The sequence below is a fragment of the Pseudoxanthomonas sp. 68-E7 genome, from assembly GCF_057773145.1.
This window is the reverse complement of sequence record NZ_JBYMTI010000008.1, coordinates 156,022-176,997: the sequence shown is the minus strand read 5'-3', so window position 1 is coordinate 176,997 and position 20,976 is coordinate 156,022. Positions and strand designations below refer to the sequence as shown.

At 60.7% G+C, this 20,976-nt stretch carries 14 protein-coding genes and 1 tRNA gene; 4 read left to right on the top strand and 11 right to left on the bottom strand.

The window, feature by feature from the left end; genetic code table 11:
- Window positions 1–19: 19 nt before the first annotated feature.
- The 3 genes from AC3DE2_RS18580 to AC3DE2_RS18570 are packed head-to-tail and all read right to left on the bottom strand — an operon-like array spanning window position 20 to window position 2,904.
- Window positions 20–529, bottom strand: a complete 510-nt coding sequence (locus tag AC3DE2_RS18580; RefSeq protein WP_295376896.1) for a PH domain-containing protein — start codon at window positions 527–529, stop codon at window positions 20–22.
- Window positions 529–1,968, bottom strand: coding sequence for a tetratricopeptide repeat protein (locus tag AC3DE2_RS18575; RefSeq protein ID WP_488427356.1), 1,440 nt, complete (start codon window positions 1,966–1,968; stop codon window positions 529–531). Before AC3DE2_RS18575 ends, AC3DE2_RS18580 begins: the two co-directional genes overlap by 1 nt.
- A gap of 36 nt (window positions 1,969–2,004) precedes the next feature.
- On the bottom strand, window positions 2,005–2,904 hold the full coding sequence (locus AC3DE2_RS18570; protein WP_488427355.1) for a lauroyl acyltransferase: 900 nt from the start codon (window positions 2,902–2,904) through the stop codon (window positions 2,005–2,007).
- 52 nt (window positions 2,905–2,956) lie between these two features.
- Between AC3DE2_RS18570 and dtd the strand changes: the two genes are divergently transcribed.
- From dtd to AC3DE2_RS18550, 4 genes are all read left to right on the top strand, one after another.
- Window positions 2,957–3,397, top strand: coding sequence for a D-aminoacyl-tRNA deacylase (gene dtd, locus AC3DE2_RS18565; RefSeq protein WP_295376890.1), 441 nt, complete (start codon window positions 2,957–2,959; stop codon window positions 3,395–3,397).
- Between the two features lie 112 nt (window positions 3,398–3,509).
- Entirely contained in the window at window positions 3,510–5,366 is a 1,857-nt protein-coding gene (gene rpoD / locus AC3DE2_RS18560; protein ID WP_488427354.1) for an RNA polymerase sigma factor RpoD, read from the top strand.
- 94 nt (window positions 5,367–5,460) lie between these two features.
- A tRNA-Ile gene (locus AC3DE2_RS18555) sits at window positions 5,461–5,536 on the top strand.
- A 422-nt stretch (window positions 5,537–5,958) separates the two neighbouring features.
- The gene (locus tag AC3DE2_RS18550) at window positions 5,959–8,163 is read left to right on the top strand and encodes an AAA family ATPase (protein ID WP_488427353.1); all 2,205 of its coding nucleotides are present in this window, start codon (window positions 5,959–5,961) and stop codon (window positions 8,161–8,163) included.
- Between the two features lie 561 nt (window positions 8,164–8,724).
- Here AC3DE2_RS18550 and AC3DE2_RS18545 read toward each other — a convergent pair.
- The 8 genes from AC3DE2_RS18545 to AC3DE2_RS18510 all read right to left on the bottom strand — a co-directional run bounded on the left by AC3DE2_RS18545 (window position 8,725) and on the right by AC3DE2_RS18510 (window position 20,723).
- Complete coding sequence (locus AC3DE2_RS18545) at window positions 8,725–8,916, bottom strand: antitoxin VbhA family protein (protein ID WP_488427352.1); 192 nt, start codon at window positions 8,914–8,916, stop codon at window positions 8,725–8,727.
- Between the two features lie 4 nt (window positions 8,917–8,920).
- Window positions 8,921–10,225, bottom strand: coding sequence for a TniQ family protein (locus AC3DE2_RS18540; protein WP_488427351.1), 1,305 nt, complete (start codon window positions 10,223–10,225; stop codon window positions 8,921–8,923).
- Window positions 10,222–11,244 (bottom strand): ATP-binding protein, encoded by a 1,023-nt coding sequence (locus AC3DE2_RS18535; protein WP_488427350.1) that lies wholly within the window; start codon window positions 11,242–11,244, stop codon window positions 10,222–10,224. The genes AC3DE2_RS18540 and AC3DE2_RS18535 overlap by 4 nt, the downstream gene beginning before the upstream one ends.
- A 2-nt stretch (window positions 11,245–11,246) precedes the next feature.
- The gene (locus tag AC3DE2_RS18530) at window positions 11,247–13,391 is read right to left on the bottom strand and encodes a hypothetical protein (protein ID WP_488427349.1); all 2,145 of its coding nucleotides are present in this window, start codon (window positions 13,389–13,391) and stop codon (window positions 11,247–11,249) included.
- Window positions 13,392–14,999: 1,608 nt separating this feature from the next.
- The gene (locus AC3DE2_RS18525) at window positions 15,000–15,773 is read right to left on the bottom strand and encodes an SDR family oxidoreductase (RefSeq protein ID WP_295383190.1); all 774 of its coding nucleotides are present in this window, start codon (window positions 15,771–15,773) and stop codon (window positions 15,000–15,002) included.
- 494 nt (window positions 15,774–16,267) lie between these two features.
- Window positions 16,268–19,147, bottom strand: coding sequence for a TonB-dependent receptor domain-containing protein (locus AC3DE2_RS18520; protein ID WP_488427348.1), 2,880 nt, complete (start codon window positions 19,145–19,147; stop codon window positions 16,268–16,270).
- 23 nt (window positions 19,148–19,170) lie between these two features.
- Window positions 19,171–20,166 carry a FecR domain-containing protein gene (locus tag AC3DE2_RS18515; RefSeq protein ID WP_295383193.1) on the bottom strand — a complete coding sequence of 332 codons (996 nt, stop codon included), beginning with the start codon at window positions 20,164–20,166 and terminating at the stop codon, window positions 19,171–19,173.
- Complete coding sequence (locus tag AC3DE2_RS18510; protein WP_203322825.1) at window positions 20,163–20,723, bottom strand: RNA polymerase sigma factor; 561 nt, start codon at window positions 20,721–20,723, stop codon at window positions 20,163–20,165. Before AC3DE2_RS18510 ends, AC3DE2_RS18515 begins: the two co-directional genes overlap by 4 nt.
- Between the last annotated feature and the right edge of the window lie 253 nt (window positions 20,724–20,976).

The window sequence follows — 20,976 nt, the reverse complement described above, 5'->3', positions numbered from 1 at the left end:
GGAGGCGGCTCGGGAGCGCTCACAACGCGTCGTCGAGATCGAGCTGGCGGGCCAGCCGATCGCGCAGGCGCTCGGCGTCGGCGGCATCCAGCGCCTGCACGTTGACCGTGGCCTGGCGGGTGCCGGCGGTATGCACCACCAGGGTGGCCAGGCCGAGCCCGCGTTCCAGCGGCCCGCGCTTCAGATCCAGGTGCTGCACGCGCGAAATCGGCACATGGGTTTCGCTCTGCCACCAGTTGCCGCGCCGCACGGCGAAGCCGGAATCGTCCAGTTTCCAGCGCGTGCGTAGGTGCCGGCGCACGCTCACCCACGCGCCCAGCGCCGCGCCGATCAGCAGCGCGGCCGGCGCGCTCAGCCACGGCGAACCCCAGCCGCTGGCCTGGCTGACGAAGGCGGCGCCCACCGCCAGGGGGATGCCCAGCATCACGCCGCCCAATGCGGCCAGCCACGCGCCGCGCGTCGGCAGCGGCTGCCAGCCCGGTGCGGTATCCGGCACCGCGACCGGCACGACGGGAGGCAGGTCGCTCATCAGTATTTCCCTTCCTTCGCTTCGTTGTAGACGCTGTAGTCGAGGACGTAGTCCTGGCCCTTGCGATAGCTGTTGAGTCGCTGCCGCATGCGCTTGATGGTCGCGACCTGCGCCTTGCGTTCGGTGATCTCGCCAGGCACCTTCGCGATGGCGTCGTTCTGGTAGGCGATGGCCTTGTCGAAGCGTTGGTTGGCGGCCAGCGCCGCGGCCACGGTGTCAAGTTCGCTGGCGTCCAGCTTGTCCTTCCGTTCCATCATGAACTTCGCCAGTTCCAGCGCGCGCGCTGGATCGCGCTGCGCGGGAATCGGGCAGGTCGCCAGCGTCCATACCTGTTCGTTGCGCGCATGCTCGATGCCCGCCTCTTCCGCGCGCGCCTGCCAGTCGGCGGCCTGCCGGCAATCGCGGGGAAGCCCGGCCAGCCCTTCGGCATAGAAATGCGACAGTTCGATCATCGCCATGCCGTTGGACGCATTGGCTGCGCGCTGCAGGTGCGGCAGCACGCGCCGGTAGTGGGCATCGCCGAACTGCGACGGGTCCTGCATCAGCAGGCCGGCGGTGTACATCGCCGCGCGCGCGTTGCCGTTGTTGCTGGCGCGCTCCAGCCATTCCAGGGCTTTCTTCGGATCGTGCCGCACGTACTGCGGATTCTCGTCCAGCATCATCGCGCCCAGCGCCAGCTGGGCCAGGCTGTCGTCGGCTTCGGCCTTGCGTTCCAGCGCTTCCACCCGGAAGCGGAACACCGTGTCGTAATCCGGCCACTGTTCGTTGAGGCGGATGCGCGCGGCGGCATCGTCCACAGGCGCGCGATCCAGCACCGCCAGGCGCGGAGGCTCGGCTTCCAGGATTCGCCCGAGCACGAACTCGGTCATTTGGGTGTTGGTCACGCCCGCGTTGGTGGTCGATCGGTCGAAGGCCGCCGATGCCTCCAGCGTGGAGGATTCCAGGCGGTACTTCCAGCCGTCCTTCTCGTGCACGAAATCCGGGCCGAACTGGAAGTTGCTTTCGGTGGGAGATCCAATTTCGGACACCGCGTGCTCGCCGGAAATGGTCACGTGGGTCAGCGAAACGGGACCATCCTCCTCGTCGCTGCGCACCGAGATCCAGCCCTTGCTCGCGAACAGCCGCGCCACTGCGATGCCATCCAGCTTCTTCAGCGCGGCCTCGTCCTGGGTGGCGCGCAGCAGATAGACCTTGACCCGATCATCCGAAGGCAGGCGCCGCAGCTGTTCGGCCGAGGCGTACAGCGCGGCGTCGCGCAGGAACGTGAAATGGGTGAAGCTGGAGGCCGCCAGCAGATCCGCGCTTTCCGGCTTGCTCGCGTTCACCAGTTCCGCATAGCGATCCCAGGCGCGGCTGACCGCGTTGATTTCGGCCAGATCATCGCCCGCCGCCAGTGCCGGCGCCGCCCACAGCGCCAGCCACACACCCATTGCACGCATGTCGTCCCCTTGTTGCGTTCGAATCGTCCTGCGGGTTCAGAGGTAAGGATTGTCCTCGCCGCTGCCCGGTGGCCGCAGCGTATAGCGTTTGTACGTCCACTGGTACTGGGCCGGATCGCGGCGCGTGATCCGCTCCACGCCGGCGTTGAGCGCGGTGACCGCCACCACCGGATCCGAATCGGCGATCGCCGGCTCGGCCGGCTCGATGTGCAGGGCGAAATCCGGGCCGTCGCCGATCCGTTCGCACCAGGCGAACAGCACCACCGCGCCAGTGCGCTCGGCCAGCCGCGACAGCAGCGTCATGGTCAGCGCCGGTACGCCGAAGAACGGCGCGAACTCGCCGTCGCCCGCCTTGGGCTGCTGATCCGGCAGGATCGCCACCACGCCGCCATCCTTGAGCTGCTTCCACAGCTGGCGCACCGCCGGTCCCTCGGCGCGCACCTGGGTGATGTTGGCCGCGCCGCGCGCGCGCAGCAGGAAGGCATCGCCCACCGGCGATTCGGGTACCCGGTACACGAACGCGTACGGCCCGCGCGAGGCCAGCCATTGGTTCAGCAGCTCCCAGTTGCCGTAGTGGGGCGCGGCGATGATCACGCTGCGGCCTTCGGCGCGGGCCTGGTCGTAGAGCTCGGCACCATGCAACTCGCGCAGGCAGGCCAGGTTCCGGGCATGCGGTTGGGTCCAGAAGCGCAGGGTTTCCATCAGCTGGCGGGTGGTTGCGCGCAGGATGTCCCGATGCAGCGCCTCGCGCGCGGTCGCGTCCAGGTGCGGAAAGGCCAGTTCCAGGTTGCGCCGCGCCACCCGGCTTTCGCGGGCGTCGGTGCGCCGCCACAGCCAGGCCAGCCGGTCGCCCAGCCAGCGCAGCAGCGGCCAGGGCAGGCGCATGAACCCGGCGATCGCGGTGTGGAGGAGTAGGGCGGTGGTCTGCGGCTTCATCCGGATCAGTCTAGCGGTTGACCGTGACCGCCCGCGCCGCGAGCATGGCCGCATGCTTGCCTTGATACAGCGGGTCACCCGGGCGTCGGTGACCGTGGACGACGAAACCATCGGCGCCATCGGCGGCGGCCTGCTGGCCCTGGTGGCGGTGGAGCCGGGCGATGCCGAGCCGCAGTTCCAGCGCATGGCCGAGCGCCTGCTGGGCTACCGGGTATTCGCCGACGCGGCGGGGAAGATGAACCGTTCCCTGGCCGATACCGGCGGCGGCCTGCTGCTGGTCAGCCAGTTCACCCTGGCCGCCGACACCCGCTCCGGCATGCGCCCCAGCTTCACCACGGCGGCCCCGCCGGAGGAGGCTGAACGGGGATTCAACCGGCTGGTCGAAATCTGCCGGCAAAAACACGCGCCAGGGGTGGAAACCGGGCGTTTCGGTGCCCATATGGTCGTCAGCCTGGTCAATGACGGGCCTGTGACCTTCCTCCTGCGGCCCTGACGTTCAGGGAAGCGGGAACAGCGTGTCCTCCCGGGTTTCCGGGGACGGTGGCTGGTCCGGGCTGGTATAATACTAGGTTCCTTCCTCCTCTCATGCCGGTGGCGCAACCTCCATGGCCAACGAACGTCCTGCCCAACAATCTGAAATCAAGCTGCTGATCAGCAAGGGTCTTGAGCAGGGCTACCTGACCTACGCCGAAGTCAACGATCACCTGCCGGACGACCTGGTCGACCCGGAACAGATCGAAGACATCATCGGCATGATCAACGGCATGGGCATCGACGTCCATGAAGTCGCCCCCGATGCCGAAACCCTGCTGCTGTCCGACGGCAACACCGGCGGTCGCGAAGTCGACGAGACCGCGGCCGAGGAAGCCGCGGCCGCGCTGACCTCGCTCGACACCGAAGGTGGCCGCACCACCGATCCGGTGCGCATGTACATGCGCGAGATGGGCACGGTCGAACTGCTGACCCGCGAAGGCGAAATCGCCATCGCCAAGCGCATCGAGGAAGGCCTGGGCCAGGTCCAGGCTTCGCTCGGCAACTTCCCGTGGTCGATCGAACTGCTGCTGGAAGAGTACGAACTGCACAAGACCGGCAAGAAGCGCCTGGCCGAAGTCGTGGTCGGCTTCAACGACGTCGAGGAACCGGCCGAAGAAGTGCCGGAAGCCGTGGAAGCGTCCGACGGCGACGCCGACAGCGACGACGACGACGATGACAGTGGCGACGACGCGGCCGAAGAGGCCGCGCCCACCGGTCCGGATCCGGAAGAAGTCGCCCGCCGCATGCAGGCGCTGGCCGACGGCTATGCCAAGTTCAAGAAGGCGCACGCCAAGAACGGCCCGGACAACAAGGCCGTCACCAAGATCCGCACCGAAATGGCCGAGGTCTTCGTCACCCTCAAGCTGCCGCTGGCCCTGACCGACACCCTGGTCCGCAAGCTGCGCGACGTGGTCAACGAGATCAAGGACCACGAGCGCCGCGTGATGCACCTGTCGGCCAACATCGCCAAGATGCCGCGCAAGGACTTCCTGCGTGCCTGGGAAGGCAACCAGACCAACCTGGGCTGGGTGGACGAAGTCCTCAAGCGCAAGCAGAAGTGGTCCTCCGGCCTGCGTGAAGTGAAGGATCAGATCATCGCCGAGCAGGAAGCCACCATCGCCGTCGAACAGGCGATGCACCTGCCGCTGGCCGAGATCAAGGAAATCAGCCGCGCCATGGCCTACGGCGAAGCCAAGGCCCGCAAGGCCAAGAAGGAGATGGTCGAGGCCAACCTGCGCCTGGTGATCTCCATCGCCAAGAAGTACACCAACCGCGGCCTGCAGTTCCTCGACCTCATCCAGGAAGGCAATATCGGCCTGATGAAGGCCGTGGACAAGTTCGAATACCGCCGCGGCTACAAGTTCTCGACCTACGCCACCTGGTGGATCCGCCAGGCGATCACCCGCTCGATCGCCGACCAGGCGCGCACCATCCGCATCCCGGTGCACATGATCGAGACGATCAACAAGTTGAACCGCATTTCCCGCCAGATGCTCCAGCAGTACGGCCGCGAGGCTACCCCGGAGGAGCTGGCCAAGGAAATGGACATGCCCGAGGACAAGATCCGCAAGGTGATGAAAATCGCCAAGGAGCCGATCTCGATGGAAACCCCGATCGGCGACGACGAGGATTCCCACCTGGGCGACTTCATCGAGGACACCAACGTGGAGTCCCCGATCGACAACACCACCAACATCAACCTGCAGGAAACCGTCCGCGACGTGCTGGCCGGCCTGACCCCGCGGGAAGCCAAGGTGCTGCGCATGCGCTTCGGCATCGACATGAACACCGACCACACCCTGGAAGAAGTGGGCAAGCAGTTCGACGTCACCCGCGAGCGCATCCGCCAGATAGAAGCCAAGGCCCTGCGCAAGCTGCGCCACCCCAGCCGCTCCGAACAGTTGCGCAGCTTCCTGGACATCGACTGATTCCAGCCAGCAGGCAAGCCGAGCAAGCAAAGAACCCGCCGCAAGGCGGGTTCTTCGTTTCCACCCCCGCCCCCCGCTACAATGGCCCGGCAGCGGGCCTATAGCTCAATGGTTAGAGCAGAGGACTCATAATCCTTTGGTTCCAGGTTCGAGTCCTGGTGGGCCCACCACAAAGCAGTCCTAGGTTGCCCGTTGGTCGTTTCGACATAAGTTGCTCCAAAAGGTCAACTTATGTGAGATTTCCAGCATAAGTTGAAGACAAGACCAACGTTGGGCCTTGGGAATCAACGGATTACTCTCTGAGGTGAATTGGGAAGGTCGGAGAGGTTTGAGGACATCCCGGGGGATTCCTGATTTCCGGGCTTGCTGGCCAGCGCTCAGCCGAAGCGGACTCTGGTTGACCATTCTCCGCAGCCACTCTTTCACGGCGGCGACCGGGGGTTCGAACCCCCGTGGGGAGGTCGACCTTGGTGTAATGTCCCTTTCGACCCAAAGCGGTCGTTGCTCGGTCAAGGCAGCGGACGTATGTGAACTGCGTTAGATTGTCGAGAAGAATAGGTGGTCATGACGAGTCATGCTCGTAGGGGAAAGCATGTTTCGGCGAATTGAATCCATCTCTCAAGCGGCAGTCTGGGACGGCTACGACGGGCGAACGAGCGCAGCACCAGACTTCGCGCGTTACAACCTGATCTATGGCTGGAATGCTTCCGGCAAGACGACCCTTTCCCGTGTCTTCGGGCTATTGAACGGGCCGACCATAAGCGGGCTGCCGGCCGGCGCACATGTGCGTGTCAGCATGGGACAGGGCGTGCTGGATAGTCGGAAAGAGCAAGATCGGGGGCAGGTTCCCGTGCGCATCTTCAACCGGGACTTTATCGACGCAAACCTGCAGCAGGCCGATTACACGCACGCACCTGCCTTGTTCATCGTGGGCGAAGACAACATCCGGCTGAGTAACCGCATTGTGTCGCTGTCCCGACGGCGGGACCGTGTGGCGGCGATGTATCGCTCGGTCCAAACAAAGCAGAGTGAGACCAGTACCGCCAGGGAGAAAGCGGCCACGGACTTGGCTAGGGAAGGCGGAACGGTGCTAGGTGTCCGCGACTTTCGTGCGCCCAATCTGAAAGCTATCCACCAACGGCTGACCGCGCCGGCTAACCACCTTCTCAACGCCGCCACGTTGCAAGCAATGGTTAACCAGGCGCGCGACCAGAGTGAGTTCGCTCCCATTGGCAACCTGCCAGTGGTGGTGCCTCCGCTCCCGCCTAGGGTAGATGACATCGCGAAGTTGTTGAAGGAGACACCAAAACAGAAGACGATCAAACGCTTGTCTGACGACTCCGCGCTGAGCGACTGGGTACGCACCGGTCTGCGCTTTCATGAGCACAATACGACCTGTGCCTTCTGTGGAAACGATGCAGCGCAAGCGCTGGAAGCCTACGCGAACCACTTCTCCGACGAGTATCGCCACCAGCACGCAGCCATCACGGCGGCAATCGGGCGGTTGGAACAGCGCAGGCCGGCGCACACCTTCCCGCATGAGAAGGAGTGGATCCCCGATGTCCGGGCCAAGGTCCAGGCTGCACTGGGTCGGCTCACGGCTTGGGAAGCTCGGGAAAGCGAGATCCGTGCGAGTTGGGCTGGCCTGCTGAAGGAGAAGCTTGCCAATATGGAGACGGCCTACACCGTGGAGGCAGTTGAAGATCGAGCTCCCGAGTTGGCGGCTATCCTTGCGGAGCTTCACCAGGCAACAGACGACCACAACCGCGCGTGTGACGAACTTGCCGCCAGACGCCGAGGCGCAGCCGAGAAAGTGAAGGAGCACTTCGCAGCCCGGTTTGCGCTCGACCCCGGAGCGGCGGAAGCGGTCTCGTTCTTGAACCAGGCTGAAGCGGAGCTTGGACGTATCAAGGCTGTCGGTCAGAAAATTGCAGGGCAAGTGGCGGCGGTAAATTCCGAGCTACAACGTAGCTCGGTGGCCGCAAGTCAGATCAATGGACTACTGAAGCGCTTGCTTGGACCGCGCATCTCCGTCGAGCAGGCTCAGGACAATCGGATCCAGTTCATCCGCGAAGGTCAACCCGCCACCAATATGAGCGACGGTGAGCGGACAGCGATCTCGCTGGCTTACTTCCTGGTTAGCTTGGGGCAGAACGGTCAGCGACTTGAGGACTTGGTCGTTTTCGTGGATGACCCGATCTGTAGCCTAGATGCCAACCACATCTATGACGTGGCCTACCTACTCATTACGAGTCTAAAGGTGTGTCGGCAGCTATTCATTTCGACGCACAACTCGGAGTTCTTCAACACCGTCAAGCAAGATTGGGCTGACCGTGCAGGAAAGTTTCACAAGGATCATGTGGCGTATCTTGTCCATCGTGAGAACGACGGTGCTAGCCAGTTGATGGGGCTTCCAGCCCACTTGGCGAAGTTCCGATCAGACTATCATCACGTCTTCTTCTGCCTTCGCCAGTTCCAAGCGAGCACAAGACCCGATGTGGAAGCATACCTAGGTTGCCCAAACCTTCTCCGGCGTTTCTTGGAGATGTATCTTGGGTTCAAGCGTCCTACGCCGAAGAATTATCTCTCCAAGTTGGACATTTTATTCGATGACGAAGTGGAGAGAAACGCGGTCGCAAGATACGTAGACGAGGGGTCGCACAGCGCATCAACGCTCCGTCTGCTCGAGTTTTCCGACTTCCCCGCAATGTCGCGGGGAATGGTCGAGCGCGTGATGCGGGCAATGGAGCGTGTGGACCCAGATCACTATTCAGTGTTGATGGAGGAGACTGCCTAGATATCTATGTCCGCTTCTGGCCGTTGGCGGACACTCGTTATGTTCGTGCGATTATCTGCACTTGTAATGCTGGCCGCTTTTCGGAACCAAGGACGCAATCGTGGCGATTGGGAAGAACAGCAGCCTGCCGTTAAAGGATTGCTCCGTTTGTAGCGGCACCTGCAAAGTGAAATGCCCCGAGCGCGGCGCGAGGGCAAACCATACGACTGTCAAACTTGCTGGGCCATTTCCAGATAGCTGCGCGAGAGTTGTTGCCGAAGCTGTACACGCTGCCCTGCCCATAGCGCCGGTCGGCCCTGGACTGGGTTGTCAGTTGGCGGCCGCGGCACGGAACACTGCCGCGCCGGCGTTGTGTCAGCGCAAGCGCATAGCGGTCTTCGCGCCTTTACGGAGGACGTGCTTGTTGACGGTTCGCATCAGGATATCGTTCTGGATGCCAAGGCGGTCCAGCTCTCCCGCGTGGCGAACGTTGAGGGCAGCCACTCATTAAAATCGAGATAGTAGCGTGGCCGCTGCGAGAGCAAAGATCACGCCGTCTGCGTCTGCCGACTGGATCGTAAGTTAGAACTCATCCACGCCATGGTAGGGAGCTTTGTGAATGCACTCAAGAATTATGTCTTTTGCAGTGGCAAAAGAGATTTCGCCTGCCGCGGCACGCTCAAGAATGGCTCGCATTTCTTTGGGTACCACCAGCCCGGCGAGTTGCACCGATGCAATCGCATCGGCCAATGCGTCCTGAGGTGATAGCTTCATCATCTCAGTTCTCCTGCGGAGGTTTCGGAACGTAGAGCATGCCATTTCGTGTGCGGGGTCGATGCTGGCCGCAGGACGCAAGATAGCGTTGCCTGACGAGCCATAAGGGCGAAGCCGTCTCCATCGCAATCCTCTCTAGACGACGTTTAATAGGGCCGTGCGTCTCCGAAACGGGCAAACGCGAAAGCGACCTATCGATTTTCCGGGTTTGTGTTACTCTCGCCGAAGAAAGCTGTAGCTTTCTTTTCGCCATAAGCTTCATCACAAGGTCCCTGCCACGTTGATTGACTGTGCTTTGGCAAAATCCATGGTCCTGACAGAACTGTCGGAGTGTAGGTGCCAGGTCTTTGCTATTTAGACACTTCTTCAGAGCGCACTCGATCGCCGATTTGCGCGCTCCGCGAGGGAGATAGTTCCCCCGCAAGCGCCGAGGTAGCCGAGGCTTTCCCACATTAAGGCTGGCTACGTTGGCGGCCTGCTCGGGCGAGGAGAGTATCAATGTCGTACTTACGTCAAAGTACTCAGAGATGTGAAGCAACGAGCACAAAGACGGCCGAGCATGTTCCGCTTTGCGAAGAATCCTACCTAGCCGTTCTACTGCATCACGCATATCAACATGTTTGCTGATGCCGAGAATGAATGCTCCGGCAGCCTCTTGTCGGAAGTTGGGAAAGGGAACGGAAGCCGTGCACTCCAAAAGCTCCACGATATGACGCTCACCCGGGTCTGGCGGCAACAGCCGCGCCGACCGGGGAAGGCTCATCAATGAGCGGCCGCAGTCGCCGCACGTGTCTGGCGTACTGCAGCGCTGCCAGTGCTGCTTCCCACCACATTGTCTGCAGCAAACCTCTAAGCGAGTTCGATGCACGCTACATCGGTGGGTACCCACTAATTGCCATATCAATCGTTCGTAAGGCGGCCGGCCAAGATCACGGTCCTCGCGAAGGCAGGCCGGGCACCAAGCGCGGTAGGGCTTGATGCTGTCACTGTTGTTCTTGGCGCACACCTGTTGAAGGGGAAGAAGTGTACAGGCTGAAAGGTCAGTACGGTTTGTAGCGTTCTGCAGCGCCTGAACGAGGCGCTGGACATTAGGGCTATAGCCATTGACCCGGATGCTGAAGAACCGGGGAACAATTGAATTGTACGTCTGTCGGTACCATGCATCTAGGCAGCTCAGCAACTGGTGGGGGCTCATCCCGTGTCGTTCCGAGAGGCGGACCAGATAGGATGCCAATGATTCGACCTCGAAAGACCCCAGTCCCTTGGGGTCGAGATCGAACAGGAAGGTTGTCGGGAGCGGTCGCTTCATGCGGGCGTTACCCCGACACTATCTCGTGTGAGCGAGCGCTGCCCCGGGCGCCGGCGCCCAGGTGGAGCGGTGTTTCTCACAGCCTCTTCCTCAGGAAGAGGAGAAGCTGACTCAAACATGTCAGTACGCATCTTCTTGAGCAGGTGCCGCCGCTGATTGAGATCATGGAACGATTCGGCTTGGGCGACTCGCCGGGATGACTCAAAATCAGCGATCGTCAAACGATGTCGCTCATGTGCGCCCATCTGGGCTAAGGCAAGTTTCGCCCACTTGATAATTGAGCCGACGCATCCGGCCGTACCCGCATACACCAGGTCCCGATAACTCATCAGGCACTGGCCTGATTTCCAGGGCAAGAGGCTGTCTATACTAGTTAGGATGCGATTGAAGTCAGCGCTGTCAGCCTTGCTGGTCGAGTAACCCGGAAACTCAAGGACAACCATCCGGCCATTGAGGTGTGCCGACAAGAAACATCGGTCAAGCATCGTGTAGTCGCCGCAAATGACAATAGCTACATTGGTCTCGTTGCCTAGGCACTTAAGCGTGTCCAGTGCGGCCAGCGGACCACCGCGACTGCGCGATGAGAAGATTGGCATGGCCTCGTCAACCGCCAGCAAGGCGGTGCGACGAGCTTGCAAGGTTCTCGCAATGATCGACCGTAGGGCGGCTTCGGTGTGAGAATGACGTGGTAGATAACTGCTGTCAGTGAAAGCCGGGTGTTTGAGCACCGCCAGAAAGTCAGCCCACAATTGCTTCAATGAGATGGAGCCCTGATTGGTCTGAGACGCATCAACGCAGGCGTAGGGGATATATCGTTCGTCATGATGGCCCTTAAACATATCGTGGATGCACTCTGCCAGCAACGTGCTCTTGCCGACACGGGATGGGCCTACAAGGAAAATAACATCCCCGCCATTGGCAATCTGCAGGTTGGCATAGGCCAGCCGATACGTTTGCTCATACAGGCGATGCCGGATTCGTATGCGGGTCAGTTTGTTGGCCAAGTCAATGTAGTTCATGGTCACTCCTCCTCAATGTCGTACGGCAGAGGGGAGATTTCCGTGTCAGCAAGCCGGATGGAACTAAGTTTACTCTGCTGCTTTCGGGGACGATTTCGGTCCTTCGCAGCGCCAACGACAGACTGAACTGCCTGCGCCATATGCAGCGCCTTCTTGTCGGTCAAGCGGCGCTGAACGTCAGTGCACTCGATGTGTGGGATGGACTGGAAGGCTAGTTCCGCGGTTTCCTTGGCTGTAGGCTGGTAGGACCAATTGTGGTGGCAGGTCACCAGTTCAGAACCCACCAAAGCATAAAGACGGTTGGTGTCCCAAGGTTCCTCAAAAGCCGTGACCGAGGCGCCATCTTGTAGTGTATTGAGTGCTGGATGCCGGTAGTAGCGGCCTTTGTGGCGAATGCCACGTGCTTCATCTAGCTGGAGGCTGCGGCGGAGCTCAGGCGCGGTTAGCGACAAGAAAGCGTTGTCGAAACTAACTGCGTTTCCACTCATCGGAAACCGGTCCATTCCCGCCTTGAACAACTGGGCGGGTGACTGCAGACCTTTGATGGCATGTGTGTTGAAGATGTCGATGTAGTCAGCCACCGCTTTGCATACGTGCTCAAAGTCCAGGCAGGCATGTGCCTTGCCCTTGTGCGAGGCACTGCTCGCGCGGCCAAACCCGTCGTTGCGTTTGTTGCCAGGAAAGGACTCTATATGAGATTGCATGGAGCCGAAGGCGGACTCTATGCAGCTGCCATATCGCGGAGCGCCGGGTGGACGGCTTTGTTTGCTGATGGCCAGATAGGCCAAGGTGGTTTCAAAGTAGACCGAGCCAAACTCTGCACCATTGTCAACAATTACAGATTCGGGCAGACGTCCGTGTCGGTAGGCACAGTCCCTAATGACCATGCAGCAGGCCCGACGACTGGGAGCATAAAAGCTAAGAATGTAAGCCAAATATAGGCCGGAATATTCATCCCGCATGGCCGTCAGCCAGGGGGATTTGAACATCAGATCTTCTCCCTCGCCGGCAACCACGACGTTGATCGCAAGGTACTGATGGTCGATATGCGCGCGCCTGAACGGTCTGTCGGGCGGGATGTCACGCAGTGTCGGATCCACTGGCGAACGAACGGAATTTGCGCTGCGGCGACCATTGCGAGCCAAGGCGAGCTGATATGGGTCTAAGGCTTTGATCCAGTGATAGAACGTGCTTCTGGCGACCGGCTCCTCCTGTTCATGCACTGGGATTCTGCTTAGGGCTTGGGCATGAGCCAGGAAGTACTGTCGATACGCTGCCGCCTTGGAAATCGACTGAGGGCTGACGAAGTGCTTCTGGATGATCTGATTGGCCAATTCGGAATGCCACGGTGCGTGTCGCGCCTGACGATTTCCCTTCAGGCGATGCTTTGGTATCAACGCCGAGATGCTGTTGTTGTTTCTGTATGCTTTTTGCCATCTGCATCTTGTGCTTTTGGAAATAGAAATCTCTAGCTCGCCGCGTAAAAACTGAAGACGAGTAGCGGCAATCAGCCCATCTTTGGATTGTGGAGCGACGGCGTTTGGTTCGGTCGAGAGTTCGGTGTCAAGATAGATGGCGTCCCTTAGCTTTTGGGCATCCGCTGCAATCAGGAAAGTATGCGGCCGGGTGATGAGGCGCCGTTCCATGTCCCCTACAATCGCGCCGGCTCCAATGAGCTGAATCAGTGGGCTAAAGTCTGTAAGGTCAAGGCACTGGGCTAGCTCAGCCAAGGGCATGGCGCCGCGCTGTTCAAGAATGCGGGTGACCTCGTTGCATACTCGTTGCCCGACGGACGTCGTCCCGATATCCAGCGTGCGAGCGACGAGGTCAAGGTTCTCGGTGAGAATCGGGCAAATGGTTCGTTCTGTCACCACGGCATAGCGCAGTCCCAGGGCCGCGAAGGCGTCCCTTGCGGGCACGAAATCCCAACACTCTTCGCCCGAGTCCTGCCATTGGTCCGGACGCTCTTGGCCAAGCCTCTTGCACTCTCGCAGAAACTTAACCTCGGCAACCCAGGCGCCAGTGCGAGTAATGACCAGGAAGTCCGCATGGTAAGGGCGTTGGCGTTGTTTGCTCCCAACGCGTATGGTGATGGGTGGGGGCTGGTCCCAGTACTCCAGCACATCATCATTGAATTCGCAGCTCATCGCGAATCGCTGTTCTATTGCGCTCTCACACCCCACGGTATGTCCCATTTTCCGGCTCGCATATCGGACCGGCGTGTTTTGGGGCTTCTCCCCCGAGCGTACGCGTCGGCTAGGTGGTGAGTGGCGCGCGGCATGGATGTATTGCATGGCGGCGTTCTGCAGTTGGGCCGACGCCAGGACCTGGTCGATGAGATAGTCAGAGGTAGGCATAACCCCTCCCAACGATATGCAGTGGGAATGGAGCCCAGCACGACTGAGTTGCAGGCGGCTTGGAACCGGCACGGCACCGGCAAGTGCGGTCACGTGAATTTCGATGAAGCGAGAAGGGGAGCCGCTCGGGGGGCTGGGGGCTATGCGTAGCCCGGTTTAATGGGCTTGGAGCAGGCAAACAGGCCTGCACGACGCGTTCGGTCGTGTTCATGGATGTCCTCACGAATAGGGCGCGCGAAAAAAAGCGCGAACTGACGGCACACACCCCAAATTCGCGGGTGCGTGTACTTGACATTCAATGAGAACGCCTAGAGCATAGGCCGCAGCGAGGGTCACTACCCGCGTCGACCTCAGAAGCCCCGCACGGCAAATGCGGGGCTTTTGTTTGTTCCAAGCGTTCGATGAGCTACTTGGACATGGGCTGCTCCTCTCGCGAATAAAGGGTAGATGGGGCTACACGGTCCCTGGCACTTGGCCTGCACAGCAAAATGCGGCCCGTGCGTCAGAAAATTCCAATCATTTCAATTACCTGCTGTCTGCCTGCGGCCCCTTCACTCGGGATGCCTAGAACCAGCTAGCGTAGAGGTGTTTCGGAGGCATTGACTTTCGGAGAGGATGCGCGCAAGAGGAACGGACACCAAACCGTTATCGAGGGGCCGACCATTCGCATTGGCGGCCCTTCGTCCTTTGAGGTTCTGCGATTGGCTGCATATTGGGTCAGCTCATCGCGGTGTCCTCCTCATTCAAGAACGCTTCCACCCAAGCGCAAACCTGTTGCCGTGAGGCAAACCAGCCGCGGCGTCCGGGTAGCTTGAACATGCGAATCGGTAGGCGACCGGCGGCCCTAGCCTTTGAAAGCGCCTCCCTGGTTGGGAAGCCCATTAGGCGAGCCGTGTCTGCAGCCGACAGAAATGGACTGTCGGGTATGGAAGCAGTGACCACGCGCAGGGCTTCGGCGGACCTCATCGGTGTTCCTATCGTTGACGCTGATGCGCCATAGGCACCTGCGGTTAGCCCTGTTCAGGCCGTTACCGCTCTGTCCCTATTTGGCTTGTAAGCGACCCTGCCACCACGAATGGGTCAATGCACGCTGCAGTGCAGCGTAAGATATTGATTTGTAAGATATATTTATATCAGACTAGAGCCGTCTTGGGTGACGGGTCGGCTAGAATAGGCAATCCCGAAGGGGCAACGAAATGGGTGACGTGATCGCCCCCTTCGGGGGGGCCATCGCTGACGCCTACGGCCCAGCTTCCTGCTCCGGACCTGCACACTTCGCTTGCGTGCGGGTTCTACCCCGTTTCCACGGACGATTGGTTAAGAATCTAAAGGCCTGATCCCTGGCATCGAATGCGCGATCCGGTCCGTGGACCGGATCGCATGGCGCATCATGCGGGTTCAACGGGTGGTGTAACCACCGTTGGCGAAAATGGTCTGTCCGGTGACCCACCAGCCGTCGGTGACCAGGAACTTGACGAGCGGTGAAATGTCTTCGATGTCGGTCAGGCCGGTCTTGCTGTACTTGCTCAGGGCCGCGGCGGATTTGTGATAGGCCACGGCATCCGGTTTCTCCTGCCCATAGAAGAAGGGCGTATCCATAGGGCCAGGTCCGATCGCATTGACTGAAATGCCTCGCTCGCCAAACTCCTTCGATGCGGCGCGTGTGTAATGCTCAACCGCCGCCTTGCTGCCGGGATAGATAGCGTAAAAAGGCGTATACGCCGCCAGCAGTGAGCTGACGATGGTGACAATCTTGCCGCCGTCGGCCAGCGTGCGGCCAGCTTGCTGGATGAAGAAAAATGCCGCTTTGGCATTTGCGTCAAAGCTCTTGTCGTAATCGGCTTCGGTGACGTCGGCGATAGGCTTCTTGATCACTACGCCCGCCGTATTTATCGCGATATCCACTTGGCCGAAGTGGGCCTTGGCTTGGTCGAACAGCTTTACGTTGTTGTCGACCACCGCCAGATTGCCCTGGAACAAGATCACCTCCGCACCTTTGGCACGCAGTTCGCCAGCGGTGTGCTCGGCCTCGGCCTTTGAAGCGTCGCTGTTGTAGTGAACTGCGATGCCGCGGGCGCCCGCATCCACAAACTGGTGAGCCACCAGGGCGCCCAGGTTCTTGCCTCCGCCGGCGATGACCGCAACCCTGTTTTTCAGTGAATGGTCGGCCATTTGAGTCTCCTCGTGTCGTGGGTGTGCTGTGAAGAACGCAATGCGGCGACTGGCCTGAAACTTCACGAAAGCCGGCCTCCGGCAGAGAAATCCTAATCGGGCAAAGTCGAAAAGTGCGTCGCCAATCACATTTGGTGACCGATAATCACGAGGCGCACGCGCTGGGGCCGAATATCGGCTCTGGCCTGCCATGGCGTTTGTACACACGCATCCGAGAAGAATTCCTAAGAGGCCTGGAGCGCGAGTGAGTGATGGACGAGCCAGGAAACGCGGCCAATGACCGACATGCGACTGGTGCGGATGCGGTCATACCCCAGCGCTGCTAGGGCTAGACCGCAGAAGTCGTTGAACCAGGAAGACCATCGATCTAGCGCGTCAGACATACGCCATTTCCAAGCAAGATCCCGCCCAAAATCTACGGGGATGCCGCAGGGGCTAATGTGGCCAGTACGGACTCAACCATGTGTGCGAAAGAACGATGGCAGCGTTGAGACTTAGAAGCGGTAGGTCGCGGCCAAGGTGAAGTAGCGTCCGTAGACGTCGTCGACCGCCATGTTGTAGCCGCCGGTGTAGAAACGATAATTCACGGGACGCCTATCCAGCAGGTTGCTGACGTTGAGCGAATATGACCAGCCTTCCGGGCCTGAGTAACCGGTATTGAGGCCCAGAAGCGTCGCCGCCGGGCTGGCGCACTTGCCGGCGTCGCGATTCGCCTTGGGGCATGTCCCTCCGGCGGGATAGGCGTACGAGGAGCCGAAATGGCGCACGGTCAAGGTCGCGGTCCAGTGGCCATATCGCCATTGCACATTGCCCAGCAGGGTCAGCTTGGGGGTGTCATGTCCGGCGTTTTCGACGGCCTTGGGTTGGATGATGCTGGAAGTGGTATATCGGCTGAGATAGTGCGCCGCCAGATGGAAGCTGAACTCTCCCAGCTCATCGTGCCGCAGCAGGTAATTGGATTCGAACTCCCATCCGCGGGTTTCGGACCTGCCGATATTGGCAAGGAACCGGTTGGCGCGATAAAGCACGCCATTGGCATCGCGAACCAGCCCGTCCGGGAAAAGGGAGGGGTACCGAAAGGCATCCGCGATGCCGAACTCATCGGTGCGCGATACGTGGTAGCGGTCCAGACTCGCGCTGAAGGATGGTGTCGGAGCCCAGGCCACGCCGAACGTCAGGCTGCGCGAAAACTCCGCGCGCAGATGAGGATTGTCGCCCACCCCGTACTCGACCCGGCATCGATCGGACCCGACCAGGACGCAAGGCAGCAACTGCGGCGTGGCGCGCATGTGCAGAATATCGATACCTTCGTCAAACGGTACACGTACGTCGTTCAGACTGGGGGCTCGATAGCCTTTGCCAAGGCTGGCGCGTGCCAGAAACGTTCGATCCGGGGTCCACTTGAAACCGATCCGGGGAGAGGTATTGGACTGGAATCCCTGGTGATGGTCGAGGCGGGCCGCCAGATCCACTTGCAGCGTCCGGTGCAGTGGCAAGTTGAGTTCGGCGAAAGCGGCAGAATCGTGAGCATGAATACGGTACGGTTCAATGCCGACCGAACCGAAAAGAAGGCCGCCATTGACCTGCAATGGATCCGGAGTGCTTCGCCGCCGGGCGAACTGATGCGCCAACCCCACCACAACCTGTGCGGTCGCGCCAAAGGCGTCAAACAGCGAGCGGTTGGAAGTCGCTTCCAGTGTGTCGATTGAATAATACCCGGCGGAGTGGAGGGTCCCCCGCAGCGCGTTCATGACCTCCGTATTGTCCGACCCATCGATGCGGATACGATCGATATTCTCGGCCACCTTCTTTCGCAGCATGACGTTGTTGATGGTGCTGCGAACCCGGCTCTCGCTGCGGGACAGCGCGATGTTCCAGTTCCATCCGTGGGCCAGACCCTCCAGGCCAACCGACACGTCATTCGTGGTGCTGGCGGTATGGTTTCGAGGAACCCCGAATTCATAGAAAGCGTAATCGACATCCGAGTCGGGGCCGGGAGCCTTGGCATAGTCCGGGTGGGACGGTGTAATCCGGAAGAAGCTGAAAATGGGCGAGTACTGAAGTGTCTGTTCGCTCTGGGTGCGCAAGCCGGAAACATACAGCGAAAGTGAACTGCCAAAATCCTGATCCCAGCGGAAATATGCGGATTTGTTGCGCGCGCCGGGCTGCAAGGTCCGATATCTCGCGGAATCCAAGCGACAGTAGGGGGAGTCTGGATTTTCCCCAGCCGCCAGGCATCGCGGAAGCGGGGCCAAAGGAACCCCGAACCGGCTTGAGAATCCGATGAATACGCGCTCGTCCGGCAGTCCGAATCGGGAGCGATCGTTGGTGTGCCATTCGCGGCGATCGCCGCCGAGTTCGTCCTGCGAAGAAGTGTTCACCGCCAGCAACAGGTTTCCGCCGGATCGTGTGCGCGTACCGAACATCACGGAGGTCTGGCGGGATAGGGCATCTCCCTGCTGGGAAAGGCCGAGGCGCGAGGAGATCTCGCCTCCCTCATGACCCTTCTTCAGGATGATGTTGAGCGTGCCGGCCATTGCATCCGCCCCATAAATCGCGGAGGCGCCGCCGCGCAGCATTTCGATGCGGTCGATGAAACTCAGGGGAATGCTGTTCAGATCGATCAAGCCGCCGAGATCATTGGATGCGAGTCCGAATGAGGCAATGCGCTTGCCATTGAGCAGGTAGAGTGTCGCCCTCGGTCCGAGCGAATAGAGGCTGGCGCCGGAGGCAACCACGGTTGGATAGTATCTTCCATCGCTGGAAACGTTCATGGGGTGATGGCTCACCAGGCCGGGACGTTCGCTCAGAAAATCGTAAAGCGTTTGTCGTCCGCTGCGCTCGATGTCGTCCGCCGTTATCACAGTCATGGGGACGGACAATTCCAGCGAGGTCCGCGGAATGCGGGTTCCGGTGACGTCGACCGTGGCAAGCTCGGTCGTGCTGGTCTGAAGGCTCGTTCCCGGGTTCCTGACGGGATCGCCGGCTTCGCGAACCTGATTTCCGGCGCCCCGTAGAAGGTAGGTGTTGGCGTTCACCGCGACCGCCGTCAGGCCGTGCTCCGCAAGCAGCCGGGCGAGCCCGGCGACCGGGGTGTGGTTGCCCCGCAAGCCGTCACTGTATCTGCCGCGCACTAGCATGGGCGAGTAGAGCAACTGGATGTTCGACTGATTGGCGAACGCCTGCAGGGCTTCGTCCAGCGTGCCCGCGCCGATCTCATAGCGGAATGACGTGGGGGGACTCGCCGGCCCCGCGATGGCGCTCTGCGTGGCAATCGCCAGGAACGCCAGAACGAACAGGCGCACCAGGCTGCATTTGAGGGATTCACGATAGGCAGCCGTTACGCGGCGTCCGCCGCAAGGACTGATCGGCATGGTCGACAGTGCTCCCCCGGCACCTATTGCTTCGATGCGGACAACTCGATCCGATTTCCGCCGACGGGTTTCGCCTGCACGCCCCAACCCTGGCGCAGGGTGGTGAGCAGCCCTGACTGGTCGCCGGCATTGAATACGCCGCTGACCCGGATCTCTCCCAGTTCGGCCTGGGACAGCACCAGCTGATCATGGGAGTATCGATTGAACTCCACGACCAAGTCCGCGAGACGTTCTTCCTTGAAGACCAGCCGCCCCCGCGTCCAGCTCTCCGCGACATTGCGGTCAATGCTTCTGGGGGATCCGAGCTTGCCATCGGCGTCATAGACGAGTTGTTGCAACGGGTGCAGCTCAATGGCATGACGAGGGGGATGGCCTTCCGTATTCACGATCACACGCCCTTCCAGCAGGGCAACGACAGTCTTTCCATCCTGTCGTTCCACCTGGAATACGGTGCCCAGCGCACGGACGCTGCCGATTCCCGAGGTCACCACGAACGGCCGATTGGCATCGTGCGCGACGCTGGCCTGCATGCGGCCTCTCAGCAGAACGACGCGGCGCTGCGAACGCTCGTAGACCACCTGAACGAGCGTATTGGTATCCAGCACCAGCGCGGAACCGTCCGGCAGATCGACACGGCGCTGTTTCCCTATCTCCGTCGCGTAGGGAGTGGCTGGGGTGCTCTGGAAATCAGCAAGAAGCCAGAGCCCGCCGCCCACGGCCAGCATCAGGGCGGCGGCCCAGGCCACGGGACGGTACCAGGTACGCCTGCGTCGCGTGGTCGGCATGCGGGTGGTCGGGATGGGTTCCGCACCACGCAGCGTCGAATTCACTCTCAATGCGCCGGCCAACTGGTGAATACGTTCGACCTCGGCGTAGTCGAGCGCATTGCGAGAGGACATGGCCAGCCAGTCCTCGAAAGCGGCGTGGTCGGACGCGTTGCAATCAGGTGACAGCAGGCGTGCCAGCCAACCTTCAGCCGAATCGGGAAAGTCCTGGTGGGAAGGTGTCGCGGTGTTCATGGGAGCTGCCCGGGTACGCCCACGGGGCGCGTCTGATGGGAGAGCGACTTCCTCAGCGAGGACAGCGCCTTCCCGATATGTTTCTCGACCGCCTTGACGGATATGCCGCATTGTTCGGAGATCTGGCTGTAACTCATCCCTTCAATACGGTTGAGCAGGTAGACCTCCCTACAGCGTTCCGGAAGGAGGCTGATGGCGGCTCGGACACGCTCCAGCTCCTCCCGGTTTTCCGCCCATTGTTCCGGTCGCGGCATCTCATCCTGGATGTCATGCGCCTGGAGGCCCATATCAGACAGGGATGTCTGGGGCATGCCGGACTGCCGCCGCCGGGAATCGTGGAGCGCGTTGAGCGCAATCCGGTATAGCAGTGGTTTCAGGGCTTCGACCGGCAAGTCGCGATAGCGCGTCAGCTTGTAGAGGCTTTCCTGCGCGATGTCCTGGGCATCATCGAGGGAAATCCCCCGGCCGCGCAAAAAACTGACCAACATGGGGCGTTGCTCGCCCAGAAATCGCTCGAAGAGCTGGTGACTGATCCTGGCGTCAAAAGTGGCACTCATTTGCCCCCGCTCGCAGAAGGAAGTCGCCTTTGTGACTGATTTTAACCAACCACCCAAGTAATTTCACCCGCTTCATGGACCGGCAACCGTTACCGGTTCGGGCCTGGTGGGGGCGACGACCATCCGGCGATAAGGGGCGAAAGCCGCGGTGATGGCTTGTCCAGATGCGGTTTCAGAACGAATCGGGTGTTGATGACGGCTGGCCGGACAGGAGAACTCACCTGGCATCAGACCGCCCTCCGAAAATCCAACC

Coding starts and splice junctions, on each gene's coding strand:
- AC3DE2_RS18580 (WP_295376896.1), bottom strand. CDS start 529: ATGAGCGACCTGCCTCCCGTCGTGCCGGTCGCGGTGCCGGATACCGCA.
- AC3DE2_RS18510 (WP_203322825.1), bottom strand. CDS start 20,723: ATGAGTGCCACTTTTGACGCCAGGATCAGTCACCAGCTCTTCGAGCGA.
- rpoD (WP_488427354.1), top strand. CDS start 3,510: ATGGCCAACGAACGTCCTGCCCAACAATCTGAAATCAAGCTGCTGATC.
- AC3DE2_RS18540 (WP_488427351.1), bottom strand. CDS start 10,225: ATGAAGCGACCGCTCCCGACAACCTTCCTGTTCGATCTCGACCCCAAG.
- dtd (WP_295376890.1), top strand. CDS start 2,957: ATGCTTGCCTTGATACAGCGGGTCACCCGGGCGTCGGTGACCGTGGAC.
- AC3DE2_RS18545 (WP_488427352.1), bottom strand. CDS start 8,916: ATGAAGCTATCACCTCAGGACGCATTGGCCGATGCGATTGCATCGGTG.
- AC3DE2_RS18575 (WP_488427356.1), bottom strand. CDS start 1,968: ATGCGTGCAATGGGTGTGTGGCTGGCGCTGTGGGCGGCGCCGGCACTG.
- AC3DE2_RS18530 (WP_488427349.1), bottom strand. CDS start 13,391: ATGAGCTGCGAATTCAATGATGATGTGCTGGAGTACTGGGACCAGCCC.
- AC3DE2_RS18570 (WP_488427355.1), bottom strand. CDS start 2,904: ATGAAGCCGCAGACCACCGCCCTACTCCTCCACACCGCGATCGCCGGG.
- AC3DE2_RS18535 (WP_488427350.1), bottom strand. CDS start 11,244: ATGAACTACATTGACTTGGCCAACAAACTGACCCGCATACGAATCCGG.
- AC3DE2_RS18520 (WP_488427348.1), bottom strand. CDS start 19,147: ATGCCGATCAGTCCTTGCGGCGGACGCCGCGTAACGGCTGCCTATCGT.
- AC3DE2_RS18515 (WP_295383193.1), bottom strand. CDS start 20,166: ATGAACACCGCGACACCTTCCCACCAGGACTTTCCCGATTCGGCTGAA.
- AC3DE2_RS18525 (WP_295383190.1), bottom strand. CDS start 15,773: ATGGCCGACCATTCACTGAAAAACAGGGTTGCGGTCATCGCCGGCGGA.
- AC3DE2_RS18550 (WP_488427353.1), top strand. CDS start 5,959: ATGTTTCGGCGAATTGAATCCATCTCTCAAGCGGCAGTCTGGGACGGC.